This window comes from Nocardia sp. NPDC057353 (assembly GCF_042667085.1).
Taxonomy (GTDB): Bacteria; Actinomycetota; Actinomycetes; order Mycobacteriales; family Mycobacteriaceae; genus Nocardia.
In genome coordinates, this window is the sequence record NZ_JBHVAK010000001.1 from 67,498 (window position 1) to 86,666 (window position 19,169).

Here is a 19,169-nt window from a genome sequence, read left to right on the forward strand (position 1 = left end):
CACGATGCGGGTTCTCGTCACCGGGCACCAGGGGTACCTCGGCACCGTCATGGTGCCGCTGCTGCGGGCCCGCGGGCACGAGGTGACCGGCCTCGACACCGGGTACTTCGCCGACTGCGTGCTCGGCGCGGCGCCGCAGGACCCGCCCGGGCTCGCCGTCGACCTGCGCGACGTCACCGCCGCGCAGCTGGCCGGTTTCGACGCGGTGATCCACCTGGCCGCGCTCTCCAACGACCCGCTCGGCGCGCTGGTGCCCGACATCACGCACGACATCAACCACCACGCCTCGGTGCGGCTGGCCCGGCTCGCCAAGGAGGCCGGGGTGCGCCGCTTCCTCTACGCCTCCACCTGCTCGGTGTACGGCGCGGCGGGGGACGGCCTGGTCGACGAGTCGGCGCCGCTGCGCCCGCTCACCCCGTACGCGGAGAGCAAGGTGCGGGTGGAAGACGATCTGTTGGCCGTCGCCGACAGTAGCTTCGCCCCGGTCTTCCTGCGCAATGCCACCGCCTTCGGCTTCTCGCCCCGGCTGCGCGCCGACATCGTGCTGAACAACCTGGTCGGCCACGCGGTGCTGAGCGGCGTGGTCAAGGTGCTCTCGGACGGCACCCCGTGGCGGCCGCTGGTGCACGCCGAGGACATCGCGGAGGCCTTCGCGGTCTGCCTGGAGGCGCCGGTCGAGGCGATCCACTGCCGCGCCTACAACATCGGCACCGAGCGGAACAACCGCACGGTGGCCGAGATCGCGCACGCGGTGGCCGAGGTCGTGCCCGGCGCCGAGGTGGTCATCACCGGCGAGTCCGGCGCCGACCCGCGCTCGTACCGCGTCGATTTCGCCGCCGCCCGGCGCGACCTCGGCTTCGAGGCGCGCTGGAGCATCGGGGACGGCGCCGCCCAGCTCTACCGCGAGTACCGCGACCGCGGGCTCACCGCCGACGCCTTCGGCTCCACCTTCGTCCGGCTCGCGGTGCTGCGCGCGCTCGGCGAGCGCGGGCTGGTCGATGCCGAGCTGCGCCGGGTCAGCGCCGATGCGTGAGCTCGGCGGCCGCGAGCTCGCGCCAGCTGCCCGCCGCCCGGTCCCGGGCGGAGACCACCGTGACCGGCTGCGGCCAGGTCAGCGCCAGGTCGGGGTCGTCGTGCGCCACCGCGAGGTCCTCGGCGGGGTCGTGCGGGCGGTCGATCCGGTAGCAGACGTCCGCGGTGGCGGTCAGCGCCTGGAAGCCGTGCAGGAAGCCGGGCGGTACGTACAGGTGCCGAAAGTCGCTGTCGTCCAGCAGGAACGCCTGGCTGCGACCGAAGGTCGGGGAATCGGGGCGGATGTCGACCAGGACGTCGTGCACCGCGCCGTGCGCGCAGCGGACCAGCTTGGCCTCGCCGCGACCCCGGCGCCCGTGCAGCCCGCGGACCACGCCGCGCACCGAGCGGGACTGCGAGTCCTGCGTGAACGCCGCGCTCGCGCCCGCGCCCACCGCGGCGTCGAAGAGCTCGGTGTCGAAGGTGCGGGTGAAGAAGCCCCGGTCGTCGTGGAAGGGCGTCGGGATCAGCAGGAGGACGCCGGAGAGCTCGGTCCGCTCGATACGCACCGGGTGATCGTGCCATGAGCAGCTGCCTGGCGTGCGGAAGCGCAGCCATGACCACGGTGCTCGACCTCGGCTCGATGCCCGCCGCCGACCACTTCCCGCTCGCGAGCGAGCCGCTGCGCGCGGACGAGGCGGCGCACCCGCTGGCCATGGCGCTCTGCGCGGCCTGCGGGCTGGCTCAGCTGGCCGCGGACGACACCGAGACCGCCGAGCCGCGCGGCGTCGAGCCGCGCGCGCTGCGCGAGCAGGCCGCCGCCGCGGTCGCGCTGGCCGCCGCGGCCGGGGTGCTGCGCGGCCGCACCGTGCGCGAGTTCGGCAGCCCGCACGGCGGGAGCTGGCTGGAGCTGCTCGCCGCCCGCGGCTACACGCCGAGCACCGACCCCGCCGACGTGGTGCTCGACTGCTTCGGGCTCATGCACGAGCGCGACCAGCGCGCGGCGGTCGCCGAGCGCGTCGCCGCCACCGCCCCCGGCGGCGTGCTGCTGGTGCAGTACCATCCGATCCACACCATTGTCGTGGGGGAGCAGTGGAATGCGTTGCGGCACGGGCACTTCGCCTACTACAGCCTGGCGGTGCTGCGCGACATGCTCGGCGCGGCGGGGATGTCGGTGGTCACGGCGTGGGACTTCGAGCTGTACGGCGGCACGGTGCTGATCGCGGCGGTGCACGGCGCGGCCGAGCCGGACGCGGCGGTGCGCCGGGTGCTGGCCCGCGAGGCCGCGTCGGCCGACCCGGTATTCGTCGGCGGGCTGCAGCGCGCGGCCGACCGGCAGAGCGAGAACCTGCGCGCCGCACTGGAATCGGAGGCGGCCTGCGGCTCGCGGGTGTACGCCTACGGCGCCGCCTCGCGCGCGGTGGCGCTGTTCTGCCTGGCCGGGGTCGGGCGGGAGCTGCTGGCCGGGGTGGCCGACGCCGCGCCCGCCAAGCAGGGCAGGCGGATGCCGGGCACCGACATCCCCATCATCGCGCCCGCCGAGCTGGTCGCCGCGCGGCCGGACCGGGTGCTGCTGACCGTGCCCGACCTGCTGGCCGAGGTCACCGAGCGCTACCCCGAGCTGACCGGGCGCTGGCTCGTCGGCGAGCCCGCTGTGAGGTCGCCCACTGGGGACAATCCGGGGTTTCCCCGCTGGTCGAATCAAGATAGCTTGGCCATTGCTCCTTCGAATTGGAATTGACGGAAATTCGGGAGCTGCACGTGATGAGGGCGTTATGAAAGACCTTGGGACCTGTTTCCGGTCCACCCGACCCGAGCCGATCGCGGCCGGTCCGATATTTCCCGCCATATTGCCAGCGCGTTGCTGAATTCATTTTTATCCCGTTAAAAGGAGGGGATATGGTCAGCCTTTCGGTCTGTGTTCCCGCCTACCAGGCGGGACGGACCCTGGAACCGACGATGCGCTCGATTCTGAGCCAGGACGTCGAGTTCGAACTCCTGGTGCTCGACAACGCGAGCACCGACGAGACCGGCGAGATCGCCGCGTCCTTCGACGACCCGCGGGTGCGGGTCGAGCGCAACGACAGCACGCTGCGCATCGGCGACAACTGGAACCGGGCCATCCGGCACTCCACCGGTGAGCTGGTCAAGGTGGTCTGCGCCGACGACATCCTGCTGCCCGGCGCGCTCGCCACCCAGCTGGAGGTCATGCGCGACCCGGCCTTCGTGCTGAGCTCGTCCCGGTTCCAGGTGATCGACGAGGGCGGCGCGCTGGTGGAGACCGGGCTCGGGCTGCCCGGGCTGGACGGCGTGCACGGCCCGCGGACGCTCGCGCGCACCATCGTCCGGCGCGGCCCCGCCGACTTCGGGCCGACCGCCGCGGCGATGTTCCGGCGCGAGCACTTCGACCGGGTCGGCGGGCTCCGCGGTGATCTGGTCTTCCCGATGGACGTCGACCTGTTCGCGCGGGTCGGCCAGTTCGGGCTCTTCTACGGCCTCACCGAGGTGGCGGCGGCGTGGCGGAACTCGACCTTCAACCTCTCCAGCCGCACCTCGTCGCTGAGCAAGCTCACCGAGATGCTGCGCTTCCACCACCGCATCGCGCGCGACTGCCCGCGGCTGCTCTCCCCGCTCGACGTCGCGGTGGGCGACATCCGGCTGGCCAGGGCCGCGCTGCACCGGCTGCGGGTGCGCACCGGGCACCTGATTCGCACCCGCCGCCGCGGGGGCAGGGCATGACCGCGGGCACCGCGCCGCGGGTACACATGACCGGGTCGGAGTGGTTCGGCTCGGCCCACGGCGGGCTGAACCGCTACTTCACCGACCTGCACGCCGCGCTCGCGGGCCGCACCGACGTCACCGTCGACGCCGCGGCCTTCGGCGACGCCCCCGCGGGCGCCCGCTCGTGGGGTCCGACCGGCGGCTCCACGCTGCACCGGGCACGCACCGCCTACGCCGACGCGCCGGCCGGAACGGCCGTGCTGGACCGGCACTTCGCGCTCTACGGCCCGCCGGCTCGGCGCGGCTCGGCGCTGGTGGTGCACTTCCACGGCCCGTGGGCGGCGGAGAGCAGGATGGCGGGCGATGGCGCCGCGGCGACCCGCGCCAAGTACCTGCTGGAGCGGGTGCGGGCGCTGCGCGCGGACCGGTTCGTCGTGCTCTCCGAGCACTTCCGCGACCTGCTCGTCGCCGACTACGGGGTGCGCGCGGAGGCGATCTCGGTGATCCCGCCCGGGGTCGACCTCGAGCAGTTCCGCCCGGCGCCCGCGGGGGCGGCGCCGCTGGTGCTGTGCGTGCGCAGGCTGGAACACCGGATGGGGATCGACGTGCTGCTGCGCGGCTGGCCCTCGGTGCTGGCCGAGCACCCGGAGGCGCGGCTGGTGATCGTCGGCACCGGCACCGCGGAGGCCGCGCTGCGCGCGCAGGCCGGGCCGCTCGGCGCGAGCGTGCGGTTCGCCGGGCGGGTGCGCGACGACGAGCTCGCCGCGCTGTACGCCGAGGCCGCGCTCACGGTGGTGCCGTCGGTGGCGCTGGAGGGGTTCGGGCTGATCGCGCTGGAGTCGCTGGCGGCCGGGCGGGCGCCGGTGGTCACCGCCTGCGGCGGGCTCCCGGACTCGGTGCGCGAGCTCGACGAATCGCTGATCGTGGTGCCCGGCGACGCCGCCGCGCTGGCCGCCAGGCTGGTCGCCGCGCTCGACGGCAAGCTGCCCGACCCGCAGCGCTGCCGCGCGCACGCCGAGACCTTCTCCTGGACGGCCGCCGCCGACCGGCACGTCGCGCTCTACCGGGAGCTGGCCGGATGATCGACGCCGTCTTCCTCACGCACACCGCCGCGCCGTCCGGCGCCGAGCTGGCGACGCTGCGGCTGCTCACCGCGCTGCGCGCGGGGACGGCGGTGCGGCCGTCGATGCTGCTCACCGCCAACGGCCCGCTGGTCGAGCTGCTGCGCGCCCGCGACATCCCGGTCACCGTGCAGCGCACCGGGTTCGACAGCCGCTCGCTGACCATCGCGGGCTCCGGCCCGCTGCGGCTGGTCGGCGGGGCGCTGGAGCTGGTGCGGCTGGGCCGCGCCCTGGGGGACACACTGCGCCGCGCGGAGGCCGATGTGCTGGTCGCGCAGAGCACCAAGGCGCTGCTGATGGGGGCGGTAGCGGCGCGGCGGGCCGGAATCCCGCTGGTGTGGCAGGTGCACGACCGGATCTCGGCCGACTACTTCGGCCGGGTCCTCGCGTTCGCACTGCGGGTGCTCGGCCGGTGGGCCGCGCGCGGGGTCGTGGCCAACAGCCGCGCCACCCTGGGCACCCTGTCCACCCGGCACCGGCCCGCCGTCGTGGCGTACCCGGGCATCGAGGCGACCGCGCCGCCGCCGCGCGCGCCGCAGCGCCCCGCCGACGCCGTGCGGATCGTGCTGGCGGGCAGGCTCACCCCGTGGAAGGGCCAGGACGTGCTGCTGCGCGCGCTCGCGCTGACCGTGCACCGCCCCGCCGCGGTGACCCTGGTCGGCGGCACCTTCTTCGACGAGGAGGAGTACCGGGCGCAGCTCGAGGAGCTGGCCGCCGCGCTGCCGGTGCCGGTCGAGTTCACCGGCCACGTCGCCGATCCGGAGCGGTACCTGGCCGCCGCCGACATCGCGGTGCACTGCTCGGTGACCGCGGAGCCGTTCGGGCAGGTCGTGGTCGAGGCCATGCGCGCGGGGTGCGCGGTGCTCGCCGCCGACGCGGGCGGCCCCACCGAGATCGTCCGGCCGGAGGTGGACGGCATCCTGGTCCGGCCCGGCGACCCGGCCGCGCTGGCCGCCGCGCTGGACCGGCTCGCCGCCGACCCCGCGCTGCGCTCCCGGCTGGCCGCCGCGGCCGTCGAGCGCTCCCGCGACTTCGGGATCGAGGCCACCGCGGCGGCTGTGACCGGGCTGCTGGCGACCGTGACCGGGCGGACGGCGGTACCCGCGCCGTGAATCGCTACTCGGAGATCACCGTCCCGATCCGGATCGTGCACCGGCACTACCCGGTGTCGCTGGACGGCATGCGGATGCCGGAGTACGACCCGCCCACCGAGGTCATGCCCGCCTTCATGGACTGGCCGACGCAGAAGCTGCCGGTCATCACGAAGGCACCGCCCGAGGAGCCGGTGTCGAAGCTGCGCGAGCTGCTCGGCGTGGTCCGCGACATCGCCTACGTCAGCTTCGGCAAGTACGGCCAGTACCTGGTGACGGTGGCGACGCTGCCGCTGATGGCGCGGGTGCTCGGCACCGAGGGGCTCGGGCTGCTCGCCGTCGGGATGTCCTCGTACTTCATCGGCTCACTGCTGGTCGACCTCGGGATCACCTCCTACATGGCGGCCCGGGTGCAGGAGTCGAGCGAGACCAGGACCCCGGCCGAGCAGCGGGTCTCGATCAACCGCACCCGCGGCACCTACCTGGTGATCCGCGGCGGCATCCTCGGCGTGCTGACGCTGGTGCTGGCCGTCGTGCTCGCCGTCGGCGCCCCCGAGTACCTGCTGATGATCGCGCTCGGGCTGTTCGTCGGCGGCGTCTGGTCGATGTCCGAGGACTGGCTGCTGATCGGGCAGGGCCGGTTCGGGGCCTCCACGCTCTACCAGGCGGTGGCGCGGGTCGCGTACCTGCTGCTGCTCATCCTGCTGCTGCCGCGCATCCCGACCGCGGAGGTCGCGCTGCTCTGCCTGCTCGGCAACTCGGTGCTCTGCGTGGTGCTGACCTGGTGGGACACCTGGCGCGGGTTCGGCCCGCCCGGCCGCCCGCGCGGGGTCGCCGCGCTGCTGCGCGCCGCGGCGCCGGTGGTCACCGGGCGGCTGCTGACGACCAGCTACGGGCAGGGCTCGGCCACCGTGTTCGGCTCGGTGCTCAACGCCGTCTCGCTCGGGCTGTACTCCGCCTCGGACCGGCTGGTCCGGGCGGTGCAGTCGCTGCTCGACGCGATCGGCTTCGCGCTGCTGCCCCGGATGGCCAAGCGCGGCGGCGACGAGCGGTTCTGGCCGGACGCGCTGCGCGCGCTGGCGGTCTGCGTCGGGCTGGCGTGCGCGGCGAGCGCGCTGCTCTGGCTGATCGCGCCGTTAGTGGTGCCGCTGGTCTTCGGCGACGAGTTCACCGGCGCGGTGGCGCTGTTGCGGCTCGAGGCGCTCATCCTCCCGGCCACCACCATCACCTCCTTCATCACCACCGCGATCCTGCCGGTGCGCCAGGACACCGTCGGCGTGCTGATCGGCGCGCTCGTCGGCACCTGCATCGCGGGCATCGCGCTGCTCGTCGCCGCGCGCACGCACTCTGTCTGGACCCTGGTCGGCGGCATCGTGGCCGCCGAATTCGCCGTAGCACTCTGGTATCTCGCGCGCACGCGCGGGCTGATCGTGCGTGAACGCGCCGCGGGCGGCTTCGTGCCCGCGGCCGCGGAAAGAAGGACGCGATGAAGATCCTCTTCGTCGGCGACGACTGGCTCGGCAGCAACGCCCGCTCGCTCGCCGAAGGTTTCCGACACCTCGGGCACGAGGTGATGGTGATCGACTCGACGGCGGCCACGCTGCCGCCGCGGCTCTCGCCCTCCTGGCTCTACGCCAAGTCGCACGAGCAGCGCGCGCCGTGGACGGTGGACCGGGTGCACCAGCGGCTGGAGCGCGCGGGCGCCGAGCTCCGCCCCGACCTGGTCTTCGGCTTCAAGTCGGTGCACCTGGACCAGCGCAGGCTGCTCGACATCCCGGCCGCGCTGCACGTGCACTACAGCCCGGACGATGTCGCCAACCCGCAGAACACCACCCCGGACTACCTGGCGCACGAGTCCGAGTGGGACCTGGTGGTCACCACCAAGCGGCACAACCTGCGCGAGCTCATGGCGCGCGGCGCCAAGGAGACGCTCTTCGTGCGCAGCGCCTACGACCCCGCCTGGCACCACCCGGCGGCCCGGCGCACCACCAGGCAGTACCTGGTCGGCTTCATCGGCGCCTGCCGCCCGGACCGGCGCGACGGCATGGTCTCGCTGGCCCGCACCTACGGCGCCCAGCTGCTGGTGGCCGGACCCGGCTGGCGGCGGGTGCGGCGGCTGCGCACCACCCGCGCCGAGGTGACCGGCGGCGTCTTCGGCGAGGACTTCTCGATGACCGTCGCCTCGGTGACGGCGAACCTGGTGCTGCTCAACTCCGACAACCGGGACACCCACACCTGCCGCACCTTCGAGGTCCCGGCCGCGGGCGGGCTCTTCGTCGGCGAGCGCACCGACGAGCACGCCGAGCTGCTCGACGACGGCGCCGAGGCCTTCCTGTTCTCCAGCCGGGACGAACTGGACGAGATCCTGGAGCGCTGCGCGCTCTTCCCGGACCAGGCCACCAAGATCGCCGAGGCGGGGTACCGGCGGATCGTCGAGGGCGGGCACAGCTACGCCGACCGCGCGCGGGAGATCCTGAATGCGCTCGACTAGGGTGCCGGAGTGCTGATCGGCAACACCCCGCTGATGATCATCGTGGCCGCGCTGGTCACGATGGTGATCGCCGCGCTGCTGCTCTCCGGCGTGCTGCGGGTGCTGCTCATCGCCCAGGCGCTGTACTGGACCATGTCGTACGTGGCGCGGCCGGTGGTGCTGCTCGTGGTGCAGCCCGCGTCGAGCTTCGGCGACAACATCGCCGACCCGCGGCTGGTCGCGCTCGGCTACGACCGCGGCATCGAGGCCGCGCTCACCCCGGTCGCCTTCGGCCTGGTGCTCTACGCGCTGCTCATGCTCGGCTATGCGCTGTGGTCGCGCCGCAACGGCCGTGCGCCGCGGCCGGTGCCGCTCGCGGGCGACCCGGACATGATCGCCACGCTCGGCGTGCTCTACGTGCTCGGCACGCTGGCCCGGCTGGCCAGCGTGGCGACCGGCTCCGCGGGCGCGGCGGGCGAGGTGGCCAGCGCCTCGCCGGTGCTGAGCCTGCTCGCCATGCCCGCCACGCTCGGCGCGGTCGGGCTGATCGTGCTCGCCAGGCCCGCACGCAACCGCGACACCATGCTGCTGCTCGGCCTCCTGGTCCTCGGCGAGCTGTGGTGGACCACCGCCATCCAGTCCAAGACGCCGGTGCTCGGGGCCGCGCTCGCGGTCGCGGTCCGCTTCGCGCTGACCGGCTGGACCAGGGACAAGGTGCTCGGCATCGGCGCGGTGTCGGTCGCGGGGATCGCGGGCTTCGACTGGCTGCAGTCGCTCAAGTCGACGCCGTTCCTGCGCGCCCAGGCGGCCTCGGTGGACGCCGCCTACCCGGAGCCGGTGCGCCCCTTCCTCAGCCTGCTGCGCCGCTTCGACCTGCTGGAGGCGGCGACCGACGCCTACTACACGAAACCGGGCAGCTGGCTCACCCCGGACCAGGTGCTGACCGCGCTGGCCCGCAGCCTGGTCCCCGGCCAGCTGCTGCCCGGCGAGAAGCTGCAGTCCGGGACGGCGTGGGCGACCGACGTGCGCGGGGCCTCGGTGGACATGAGCCAGGTCTCGGTGTCGCTGGCCGAGGGCAGCATTCCGGAGGGGTACGTGCTCGGCGGCTACGCCGGGGTGGTGATCGGGGTGACGTTCACCGCGATCGTCCTGGTCGCGTGGTCGCGCTCGCTGTACGCGCGGCACCTGGTGCCGGTGCTCTTCGGGATCGGGCTGATCGAGGTGCCGGTGGTCTTCGAGCGCGGCATGCTCGGCACCGCCGAGGTCCTCGGCAAATATCTGCAAGTGGTGGTACTGGCCTGGATGGTCCGCCTCGCGGTGGGCGAGTGGCGGCGGCACCGGGAACGAACGACGGCGCCGGTCGCGGCAGGAGTCCCCGTGCCGGTGGGAAGCGAAGGAAAACAATGAGGGAACTCTCCGACTACCTGGCGATCGTGCGGCGCCGCTGGGCCGTCCTGCTGGTCGGGCTGGTGCTCGGTATCGCGCTGGCGGCCTTCTCGGCGCAGTCGACGCCGAAGAGCTACAGCGCCACCAGCACCGTGTACGTGTCGATGGCGACCGGGACCTCGGTGGCCGACTCGTACCAGGGCGGGCTCGCCGCGCAGCAGCGGGTGCGCTCCTACCTGGAGCTGGTCGGCAGCGATTTCGTGCTGGACCGGGTGATCGGCCAGCTCGGGCTCGGGCTCACCCGCGACGAGCTGCGCGGCAAGGTCTCGGTGGACTCGCCGCCCGCCACCTCGCTGCTGAACATCACCGTGACCGACACCGAGGCCGAGCGCGCCCGGCTGCTCGCCGACGAGACCGTCTCGCAGTTCCGCGCGCTGGTCAGCGAGTTGGAGACGATCGAGGAGACCGCGGCGCCGCAGGCGCGGGTCGCCGTGGTCGACCCCGCCGAGCGCCCCGCCGAGCCCGCGCGCGGGAACAGCAAGCTGCTCGCGCTCGGCGCGGTCGCCGGGCTGGTCCTCGGCGGCGGGATCGCGCTGCTGCTCGAGCTGTTCGACCGCAAGGTGCGCACCGGCGCCGAGCTGGCCCCGCTCGGGCGGCCCCTGCTCGGCTCGGTGGCGCTGGGCGGGGCGACCGAGCGCGACGACCTGCGCGCGCTGCGCTCCCGGCTGCCGGAGGCCACGAAGACGGTGCTGCTCACCGGGATCGGCGCGCACTCCGAGCCCGCGCTGGCCATCGGGCTGGCCGGGGCGCTGGCCGCGACCGGCAGCCGGGTGCTGCTGATCGACGCCGACACCACCCGCACCGGCAGCTCGGCGCTGCTGCCCGCCCCGGAGATCGACTGGCCGGTGCGCAACGGCGCCCCGCAGCCGCAGCCCGACCTGGCGCTGGTCGGCGCGGGCGAGGGCCAGGAGAACGCCGCCCAGCAGACCACCAAGCTGGACCTGCGCGCCATCCCGGAGAACCGGCCGCAGCCGGAGAAGGTGCCGAGTTCGGTCGCGGCGGCCTGGCACACCGGCGGGCTGGCCGCGCTGCTGCGCGGCGACGGCTCGGTGGACGACGCCGTCACCCCGTGGCCGGGCGGCAACTTCGCGGTGCTCCCGCTCGGCGCCGCCGACGGCCAGACCCAGGACCTGCTCGCCTCCGGCCGGTTCGTCGCGGTGCTGCGCGCGGTCCGGGAGAAGTACGACCACGTGCTGATCGACACCGCCGCCCCCGGCGACAGCGCGGACGCCGTCGCGGTGGCGAGCCGCGCGGCGAGCACCGTCGGCGTCGTCGTCCTCGGCGACGCCCGCACCGACCGGGCCGAGGCCGCGCTGGCCACGCTGACCGCCGCGGGCGCCACCATCACCGGGCTGGTCACCGTCGACACCGGCCGCGGCTGGTGGCGGCGGCTCACCCGGCGCGGCCCGAAGCGCACCGCGCCCGCGACCGAAGCCGGGCGGGAGCAGTGAGCGGTTTACGACGGCGGCACCTGCTGGCCGCCTCGCTCGGCGCGGCCGCGGTGCCGCTGGTCGCCTGTGAGGCGCCGGAGGCACCGGCCCGGACCGGGCCGGTGAGCCCGACCGTGCGCAATGTGCGCGAGTTCGGCGCCGTCGGCGACGGCAAGGCCGACGACACCGCGGCCATCGCCGCCGCGGCGAAGACCGACGGCGCGCCCCCCGTCATCTACCTGCCCGCGGGCGACTACACCGTCACCGCCTGGCCCGACCTGCCGGACGGCGCCGTGATCTACGGCGACGGCGCCGACGTCACCACGGTGTTCTGCGACCGGGACACCACGCTGGTGTCGCTGCGGGACAAGCAGCGGGTTCGCTTCTCCCGCATGGGGTTCTACCTCACCGGTGCGAACGCGACCGCGATCCGGCTGAGCAACTGCTTCCGGTGCAGCTTCGACCAGGTGCTGGTCCGCGGCAACCACCTGAGCGACAACCACCCGCGCTACCTGCAGCAGCGCGGCGTCGTACTGGACAGCAACACCGGCGGCACCTCGTTCATCGACTGCGACATCAACAACTTCGGGGTCGGCATGGTGACCTCGTGCATCCAGAACTACGTGACCTCCTCGAAGTTCACCAGCAACTGGGTCGGGGTGCTCGGCACCGGCAACGACCACAATGCCGGGCTCTCGATCAGCAACAGCGAGTTCGTCTCCGACAACGACCTGACCACCACCGACCGGCACATCCTGATCGACGGCGCCGCCAACAACTGGTGGCTGACGAACATCTGGTTCGAGGGCGCCGAGGTGGCGGTGCAGGTCGGGGTGAACGGGCAGGGCGGGCCGTCGCAGTTCGGCATGGTGAACTGCAAGGTCTCCGCGCGCTCGGTCGTGCTCGACCTGGTGCACTGCCGCCAGCCGTACCTGGCGAACATCGCCTTCGACCCGGACCCGGGGCGGCGGCCGGTGGAGCTCCGAATCGACCCGGAGCGCTGCCCCGAGGGCACCGCGATCAACCTGATCTCCAGCGCGGGCGACGACATCGAGGCCGCGGCGTTCCCGGAGCACTGGCAGGTGATCGGCCGCGGCCGCACGCACCGCCCCAGCTTCACCGGGACGGTGACCGCCCAGGCCGCGGGGGACAGCGAGATCCTGCGGGCGCGCGCCGCCGACGGCGCCGCGGTGGCCTCGGTGCTGCCGAGCGGCGCCTACGTCTCCGACCGCGCCGACGCGGGCGTGGTGCTGCGCGACCCGGAGGGCGGCTACTGGCGGCTCGTGGTCGCACCCAACGGCGCGCTGACCACCGCCCCGCTCGGCAAGGATCGGCCCGCCCGCTGAGATGACCACGCCGCCGCCCGCACCCGCCGACCCCGCGCCCGCCACCCGGCCGCGGTGGCCGGTGCTGCGCCGGGTGGTGGTCGGGCTGGCCGGGCTGTTGCTGGTCCTCGGCGCGGGCGCGGTGGCAGGGGTACCGGTCTTCGTGCACCCGCAGGTGGACCCGCTGCGCCCGGCCGACGCCATCGTGGTGCTCGGCGGCACCCCCTACGAGCGCTTCGACGTCGGGCTGGAGCTGGCCGAGCGCGGGCTCGCGCCGGAGCTGGTCATCTCCGCCTCCACCGGGCTGGCCGACCCGGTCATGGCCCGTTACTGCGCAGGGGAGCACCCGTTCCGGGTCTCCTGCTTCGAGCCGGACCCGTGGACCACCCAGGGCGAGGCGCAGGAGATCCGGCGCCGTGCCGCGGCCGAGGACTGGCGGCACATCATCGTCGTCACCTTCACCCCGCACGTGTCCCGCGCCCGATACATCGTGGGCAAGTGTTTCGACGGCGAGGTGACCATGGTGGCCAGCCCGGCCCGCACCGACCTCGCCTTCACCGCCTGGATGTACGTCCGCCAGAGCGCGGGCTACCTCAGGGCCTTCACCGAAATCGGCTGCTGAGCCGGGAAGGAGCGAGGTGTGACCGACTTCTCGCGGAGCAGAGCCGCCCAGGCGCGGCTGCACGAACTGGTGCCCGGCGGCGCGCACACCTACGCCAGGGCCGAGGACCAGTACCCGGAGGGGATGGCCCCGGTGCTGGTGCGCGGCAGCGGCTGCCGGGTGACCGACTGCGACGGCAACGAATTCGTCGAGTACGGGATGGGGCTGCGCGCCGTCACGCTCGGCCACGGCTACCGCCCGGTGGTCGAGGCGGTGACCGCCGCCATCGCCGAGGGCAGCAACTTCTCCCGCCCCACGATGCTCGAGCTCGCCGCCGCCGAGGAATTCCTGGCGCTGGTGCCCGGCGCCGACATGGTGAAGTTCGCCAAGAACGGCTCGGACGCCACCACCGCCGCGATCCGGCTGGCGCGCGCCGTCACCGGCCGGGTGACCGTCGCGGCCTGCGCGCAGCCGTTCTTCTCGGTGGACGACTGGTTCATCGGCACCACCCCGATGGCGGCGGGCATCCCCGAGCCGGGCACCGTCTCCTTCCCGTACGGTGACGCCACCGCGCTGGAGGCGGTGCTCGCAGGCGGCGACGTCGCCTGCGTGATCATGGAGGCCGCGACGGCACTGCACGAGCCGCCGCCCGGCTACCTGGCCGCGGTCCGCGCGCTCTGCGACCGCTACGGCGCGCTGCTGATCTTCGACGAGATGATCACCGGCTTCCGCTGGGCGGCCGGTGGCGCGCAGGCGGTGTACGGCGTCGTGCCCGATCTGTCCTGCTGGGGCAAGGCCATGGGCAACGGCTTCCCGCTCTCCGCGCTGGCCGGCAAGCGCGAGTTCATGGAGCGCGGCGGGCTGCGCACCGACGAGCCGCGGGTCTTCCTGCTCTCCACCACGCACGGCCCGGAGACCGGGGGGCTGGCCGCCTTCCGCGCCGTCGCGCACGCCTACGCCACCACCGACCCGGTGGGCCGGATGGAGCGCGCCGGGCAGCGGCTGCGCGCCGGGTTCGAGGCGGTGGTCGCGGAGGCCGGGGTCGGCGCGTACCTGCGGGTCGCCGGGCGCCCCTCCTGCCTGGTCTTCCAGACCCTCGACCCGGCCGGGCAGCCCTCGCAGGAGTTCCGCACGCTGTTCCTGAGCGAGCTGCTGCGCCGCGGCGTGCTCGGCCAGTCCTTCGTGACCTCGGCCGCGCACACCGACGCCGACATCGACCACACCGTCGAGGCCGTGCGCGGCGCCGCCGCCGTCTACGCGCGGGCCATTGCCCATGGCTCCGTGGACGGCCTGCTCGACGGCCGCCCGGTCGCCCCCGCGCTGCGCGCCACCGCCGCGCCGCGCAGGTTGGCGGAGGTGCTGCGATGACCAGGATCGCCATCGTGCACGAGCGGTTCACCGAGTACGGCGGCTCCGAAGCCGTGGTCGGCGAGTTCGCCCGCGCCTGGCCGCAGGCCCGCGTCTTCGCCCCCCTCGTCGACCCCGCCGCCGCCCCCGACATCGCGCACCCGCCCTGGGACACCGTCGAGACCACCTGGCTGAACCGGCTGCACGCCGCCACCGGCCGCCGCTCGCACGCCCCGCTGCTCCCGCTCGTTCCGCGCGCGCTGCGCGGGCTGCCGCTGCGCGATTTCGACGCCGTCGTCGTCAGCCACCACGCCTTCGCCGTCCAGGCCGCGCTCGCCACCGACGCACCGGTCGTCGCCTACGTGCACAGCCCCGCCCGCTGGGCCTGGGACCCGGCCTTCCGGGCCCGCGAAGCGGGCGGCCCGCTCGGCCGCACCGCGCTCGCCGCGCTCGGCGTCCTCGCCAAGCGCGCCGAGCTCGCCGCCGCCCCCCGCCTCACCGGCGTGGTCGCCAACTCCCGTGCCGTCGCCGACCGCGTCCGCGACTGGTGGGGGCTGCCCGCCACCGTCGTCCACCCCCCGGTCCGCCTCGACCGCTTCGCCCCCGCCCCCGCCGTCGCGCGCGAGGACTTCCTGCTCTTCGCGGGCCGCCTCGTCCCCTACAAGCGCCCCGACCTCGCCATCCGCATCGCCCAGCGCACCGGCCGCCGCCTCGTCGTCGTCGGCGACGGCCGCTACCGCGGCCGGCTCGAGGCGCTCGCCGGGCCGGAGACCACCTTCCTCGGCGCCGCCCCCGACGACGTCCTGGTCGACATGTACCGCCGCTGCGCCGCCCTGCTCATGCCTGGCATCGAGGACTTCGGCATCGTCCCGGTCGAGGCCATGGCCTGCGGCGCCCCCGTCCTCGCCGTCGGGTCGGGCGGCGCGCTCGACACCGTCCGGCCCGAGGTCAGCGGCGCGCACGTACCCCCAGGCGCCGACGACGCGGTGCTCGAGGGTTTCGCGGAGGTCATCGGCGCGCACGAGGTCGCCGCCTACGACCCCTCCGCCATCCGCGCGCACGCGGAGTCGTTCGGCCCGGAGGCTTTCCGCGCCAGGATGGTGGCGGTGGTGGACCGAGCCCTCGAGGCGACGCCGGTCTGATTCGCAGACGCGGTGGCGTTCCCGAGCGCCCGCCTGCCTCCCTCGGTGCGCCGGGAGCGAAGACGCGTGTGCCCGCGAGCACCGCTGCGCCGGAACCCGCCGCACCGCGGTGTTCATCGCGGCCGGGCCGCGCGGGCGTGTCCGCCAGGTTCAGGTCTGGCGCGACGGCACGTACTCGTCCTCCTCGAGCCCGAAGGTCCACGCCACCCCGGCCTTGGCCGTGGCGGTGCCCGGCGGCACCCGCAGCCAGTAGGTGCGGAAGCTCCCGTCCGGTTCGGCGGTCGAGTTCACGACCTCGACCATGACCACGTCCTCGTCACCGGGGAGCGGAATGCGCCAGAGAATGCCGGTCTCGTCCCGGTGCACCGGCTCGGCATTCGACTCGGCGAGGTAGCGGTCGTAGCCGAAGTGCTCCAGCATGACCCGGCGCAGCTCGGCGTTCTCCTCCACCCGGATGCGCTCCGGGGTGAGGCTGCCGAGGTCGGCGACGAGCTCGGCGGGGACCGGCATACCGCTCCAGGCGTGCAGCGCGAAGCCGTCCGGGTAGGCGAGCGCGGCGCCGTCGCCGCAGTGCAGCCTGCCCGCTTCGTCGCGCAGCAACCGGATCGGGCGCTCGCTGAGCACGACGGCGTGCTCGTACGGCCACCACCAGCCCGCGGCTCCGGCGACGCCCGCCACCCCGGCCAGCGCGGGGGCGCCGTCGAAGGCGGCGAGCCAGGGCGCATCGTGCTGGCCGAGCACGGCGTCGAGCAGGATGGCGCGGATCCCGCTCTCGACCCGCCTGCGGCCCTTGGTGTTCGCCCCGAGGACGGCATCGGTCTGCGCGGCGACCACCGCCTCCCGCACCACGCCGGTCAGCGCCCCGGTGAGATCCCAGAGCCGGGCGCCGGTGTCGGCCCAGTGCGCGGCCCACCCGTCCTGGCCGAGTTCGGCGGTGAGCCGCGCCCGCTCCGCCGCCCACGGCTTGGTGCGCACCCGATCGCGCACGGAGGCACCGGGATTCGTCAGGCCGCGCACGGCGGTGACGGCGGTCGACGGAGAATCGGCCCAGATCACGGTGGTTGGGGCAGGCAGCCCGGCCCGGTGGTAGGCGAGCCGGACCGCGGCCTCGGCGGCGGGCCGGTCGGCGGGTGCGGCGGTGGCGGCGACCGCGCGCCAGCTGTCGATGCTCATCGGTGCTCCCGTGCTCAGTCGGCGACGATACGGATGGCGGACGGGGTGTACTCGCGCTGCCGAACCACCCGGTACCAGCCGCGCGGCAACGGAATGGCCGCATGCTCTTCATGGCTCAACCGCCCGCCCTCCGGCAGGTGCAGCAGCATCCGCTCGGCCCCCGTGCGTACCAGCTTGCCCGGCGCCACCAACGCGTGCGCGTGCCCGGTCACCTCACCCAGCGCCAGCACCATCCGCCCGCGCGCATCCCGCGGCTCGCCCGCGGCGTCGATCGCCTGCCGCGGCACCGACTCCTCCGGCACCGGCACGATCAGGACGTCTCCCTGTCGGAACATGGCTTCTCCCCGCGACGTTCGCCCGCGCCCGCTGCGCCGGTCTCGACAAGGAAGCTAGCGCGGGGGTCCGACAGGTCCCGGCCATCACTGTTCCGTCGGGACGGGCGCCACCACATCCCGCGAAAGCAGGTAGTCCGCTACGCGGTCTCGAGACGGGCCTCTTATGTGACGATTTATGCTCATCGACTATCGCGGCACCGCACCTCGATCGGTCGACCACGAATCAACGAGGAATGACGCCATGAGAAAACAATTCGCGCGCCTGACGCTGCTGGCCGTGCTCGCGATGGGAGTCGGCCTGTTCACGCCGAACGCCGCTGCCCACCCGCCCGATCCGTTCACGATCGTCAACCACTACTCGCGGCTGGTGGCAGATGTTCCTGACCCGACGGACTTCGTCTTCACCGTGCTCTGGGATTACTGGGGCGGGTCCAATCAGCATTTCGACATCGTTCGGGTCGATCCGAACAATCCGAACTCCGACGTCCAGTTGAGGGTGCAGAAGAACGGTCAATGCCTCGACGTCAACAACGCCAGTGGTGCCGACGGCGCGCGGGTACAGACGTTCTGGTGCCACGGCGGCCCCAGCCAACTGTGGTTCTTCGAGACGACCACCGACCCGACCGTGGTGTGCGGACCCGGGATGTTCTGCGACAACGTGCGAACGGTCATCCGCGCCCGGCACAGCGGCAAATGCCTCGACGCGTGGAACCCCAACCCGTCGCGGACGAACCTCCCGAAACGCGGCGCGGCGCTGCAGCAGTGGACCTGCCTCAACAATGTCAACCAATTCTGGGACATCAACGGCGGTCACGGCCCGCACTGAATCCCCGCGTGCTCGCGCCGCTTCGATGGGGGAAGCCGCGTCACCTTCGCGCCGAGGCCGTGCAGGCTGGGGCTGCCGGGAGCGGCCAACTCCGTGTCGGTCATTCATCCGACAATCCACAGTTAATTGCCCGCAACATGTCGCACAGCTCTAGTGTCTGTCGCCAAGGCGGGGCATTCAGGTAGTCCTGCCTGTGGATTCGTGCTTGTTGATCAGGGAGGTGTCGATGAAGACAGCGATGCGCGCGGCAATGTCGGCTGCGACAGCAATCGGAGCGGCGGCGGTGATCGGGTTGGGTTCGGCGGGCGAGGCGGCCGCGGGCACCTACGGTGGGCTGGGAGATCCGATCTCCTGCTCGAACTCCACCACGCTCAAGAGCCGCGGGATCTACTCGGGCACGAAGTGGCTCGGCACGGTCGAACTGCGGATCGGGAACTGCCCGGGCGGGGCCGGGATGTGGGCCAAGACCGTCTCGGCTATCGGCACCACCGATCTGGTCGCCAACGCCGGGCGGACTACCAACTTCTACGACCAAGCCCACGTCGACGCCCGCAGCACCGCCATCTACACCCGCTACCTGCGCTACGACTACGGCCGCACCCAGTTCTGCGCCAATGGTGCGATCAAAGATCCCGCTCGCAACATCTACCTCGGGGACACGATCTGCAACAAGTGAGCACCGGGGGCCGGTGCACCCGAACCGGAACCGGTGCGGCCGCCCACATCGGTACCGCGAAACGGCAAGGGCCGGTGGGCGGCACGGAGGGGAACCCGGACGGTCGATTGCGTAGGTGGCTGTCGCGAGTGTGAGGATCGTTGCCGAGAGCCGCTCGATGTACTCGGCGAAGGTCGGCACGACGGGCTCGATCCGGACGGAGGCGAGGGGGCAGGGAGGCGGCGTCGAGGCCGAGCTCGGCCGGCAGCGCTATCGCGGCAGCGGTGCGGGGTTGCTCGCTCATCGGGCGTCTCCGATCGCCGCACGCAGCCGCCCGCCGCGGTGGTCCTCGAGCAGTCGCGCCGAGGCCATCGGCCGCACTCGGCGCTCGCGGTTGGTGGCCGGCAGCACCCGATCGTTCAGTCGCCGCCGGATCGCGGCTGGTTCGGGTGCTTGTCCTTGGTCAGCGCTCGGC

18 protein-coding genes are annotated in these 19,169 nt (G+C 73.6%); 15 read left to right on the top strand and 3 right to left on the bottom strand.

Annotated elements, in window-relative coordinates:
* Positions 1 to 4 precede the first annotated feature (4 nt).
* Positions 5 to 1,033 carry an NAD-dependent epimerase/dehydratase family protein gene (locus tag ACFUUZ_RS00375; protein WP_378690612.1) on the top strand — a complete coding sequence of 343 codons (1,029 nt, stop codon included), beginning with the start codon at positions 5 to 7 and terminating at the stop codon, positions 1,031 to 1,033.
* Here the strand turns inward: ACFUUZ_RS00375 and rfbC are convergent.
* A complete protein-coding gene (rfbC, locus tag ACFUUZ_RS00380; RefSeq protein WP_378690615.1) occupies positions 1,017 to 1,580 on the bottom strand; it encodes a dTDP-4-dehydrorhamnose 3,5-epimerase in 564 nt (187 codons plus the stop codon). The genes ACFUUZ_RS00375 and rfbC overlap by 17 nt on opposite strands.
* A gap of 14 nt (positions 1,581 to 1,594) precedes the next feature.
* Here rfbC and ACFUUZ_RS00385 point away from each other — a divergent pair, with 14 nt between their 5' ends.
* From ACFUUZ_RS00385 to ACFUUZ_RS00440, 12 genes are all read left to right on the top strand, one after another.
* Entirely contained in the window at positions 1,595 to 2,752 is a 1,158-nt protein-coding gene (locus tag ACFUUZ_RS00385; protein ID WP_378690618.1) for a class I SAM-dependent methyltransferase, read from the top strand.
* A gap of 158 nt (positions 2,753 to 2,910) precedes the next feature.
* Positions 2,911 to 3,750, top strand: a complete 840-nt coding sequence (locus ACFUUZ_RS00390; RefSeq protein ID WP_378690620.1) for a glycosyltransferase family 2 protein — start codon at positions 2,911 to 2,913, stop codon at positions 3,748 to 3,750.
* 26 nt (positions 3,751 to 3,776) lie between these two features.
* Positions 3,777 to 4,814 (top strand): glycosyltransferase family 4 protein, encoded by a 1,038-nt coding sequence (locus ACFUUZ_RS00395; RefSeq protein WP_378690870.1) that lies wholly within the window; start codon positions 3,777 to 3,779, stop codon positions 4,812 to 4,814.
* Positions 4,811 to 5,965 (top strand): glycosyltransferase family 4 protein, encoded by a 1,155-nt coding sequence (locus ACFUUZ_RS00400; protein WP_378690623.1) that lies wholly within the window; start codon positions 4,811 to 4,813, stop codon positions 5,963 to 5,965. The genes ACFUUZ_RS00395 and ACFUUZ_RS00400 overlap by 4 nt, the downstream gene beginning before the upstream one ends.
* Positions 5,962 to 7,434 (top strand): lipopolysaccharide biosynthesis protein, encoded by a 1,473-nt coding sequence (locus ACFUUZ_RS00405; RefSeq protein WP_378690625.1) that lies wholly within the window; start codon positions 5,962 to 5,964, stop codon positions 7,432 to 7,434. Before ACFUUZ_RS00400 ends, ACFUUZ_RS00405 begins: the two co-directional genes overlap by 4 nt.
* Positions 7,431 to 8,435, top strand: coding sequence for a glycosyltransferase (locus ACFUUZ_RS00410; protein WP_378690628.1), 1,005 nt, complete (start codon positions 7,431 to 7,433; stop codon positions 8,433 to 8,435). Before ACFUUZ_RS00405 ends, ACFUUZ_RS00410 begins: the two co-directional genes overlap by 4 nt.
* A gap of 9 nt (positions 8,436 to 8,444) precedes the next feature.
* Positions 8,445 to 9,821 carry a hypothetical protein gene (locus ACFUUZ_RS00415; RefSeq protein ID WP_378690631.1) on the top strand — a complete coding sequence of 459 codons (1,377 nt, stop codon included), beginning with the start codon at positions 8,445 to 8,447 and terminating at the stop codon, positions 9,819 to 9,821.
* Positions 9,818 to 11,311: a protein tyrosine kinase gene (locus ACFUUZ_RS00420; protein WP_378690634.1), complete on the top strand. Its 1,494-nt coding sequence runs from the start codon at positions 9,818 to 9,820 to the stop codon at positions 11,309 to 11,311. The genes ACFUUZ_RS00415 and ACFUUZ_RS00420 overlap by 4 nt, the downstream gene beginning before the upstream one ends.
* Positions 11,308 to 12,636: a glycosyl hydrolase family 28-related protein gene (locus ACFUUZ_RS00425; RefSeq protein WP_378690636.1), complete on the top strand. Its 1,329-nt coding sequence runs from the start codon at positions 11,308 to 11,310 to the stop codon at positions 12,634 to 12,636. Before ACFUUZ_RS00420 ends, ACFUUZ_RS00425 begins: the two co-directional genes overlap by 4 nt.
* 1 nt (position 12,637) lies before the next feature.
* Entirely contained in the window at positions 12,638 to 13,237 is a 600-nt protein-coding gene (locus ACFUUZ_RS00430) for a YdcF family protein (RefSeq protein WP_378690638.1), read from the top strand.
* 18 nt (positions 13,238 to 13,255) lie between these two features.
* Positions 13,256 to 14,584 carry a glutamate-1-semialdehyde 2,1-aminomutase gene (locus ACFUUZ_RS00435; RefSeq protein WP_378690641.1) on the top strand — a complete coding sequence of 443 codons (1,329 nt, stop codon included), beginning with the start codon at positions 13,256 to 13,258 and terminating at the stop codon, positions 14,582 to 14,584.
* Complete coding sequence (locus tag ACFUUZ_RS00440) at positions 14,581 to 15,705, top strand: glycosyltransferase (RefSeq protein WP_378690643.1); 1,125 nt, start codon at positions 14,581 to 14,583, stop codon at positions 15,703 to 15,705. The genes ACFUUZ_RS00435 and ACFUUZ_RS00440 overlap by 4 nt, the downstream gene beginning before the upstream one ends.
* 150 nt (positions 15,706 to 15,855) lie before the next feature.
* Here ACFUUZ_RS00440 and ACFUUZ_RS00445 read toward each other — a convergent pair whose 3' ends face one another.
* Entirely contained in the window at positions 15,856 to 16,878 is a 1,023-nt protein-coding gene (locus ACFUUZ_RS00445) for a DUF6745 domain-containing protein (protein ID WP_378690645.1), read from the bottom strand.
* 14 nt (positions 16,879 to 16,892) lie between these two features.
* A complete protein-coding gene (locus ACFUUZ_RS00450; RefSeq protein WP_378690648.1) occupies positions 16,893 to 17,213 on the bottom strand; it encodes a hypothetical protein in 321 nt (106 codons plus the stop codon).
* 175 nt (positions 17,214 to 17,388) lie between these two features.
* Between ACFUUZ_RS00450 and ACFUUZ_RS00455 the strand changes: the two genes are divergently transcribed.
* Both ACFUUZ_RS00455 and ACFUUZ_RS00460 read left to right on the top strand, forming a co-directional pair.
* Positions 17,389 to 18,039: an RICIN domain-containing protein gene (locus ACFUUZ_RS00455; protein ID WP_378690650.1), complete on the top strand. Its 651-nt coding sequence runs from the start codon at positions 17,389 to 17,391 to the stop codon at positions 18,037 to 18,039.
* A gap of 226 nt (positions 18,040 to 18,265) precedes the next feature.
* On the top strand, positions 18,266 to 18,715 hold the full coding sequence (locus ACFUUZ_RS00460; protein WP_378690653.1) for a hypothetical protein: 450 nt from the start codon (positions 18,266 to 18,268) through the stop codon (positions 18,713 to 18,715).
* Positions 18,716 to 19,169: the final 454 nt, after the last annotated feature.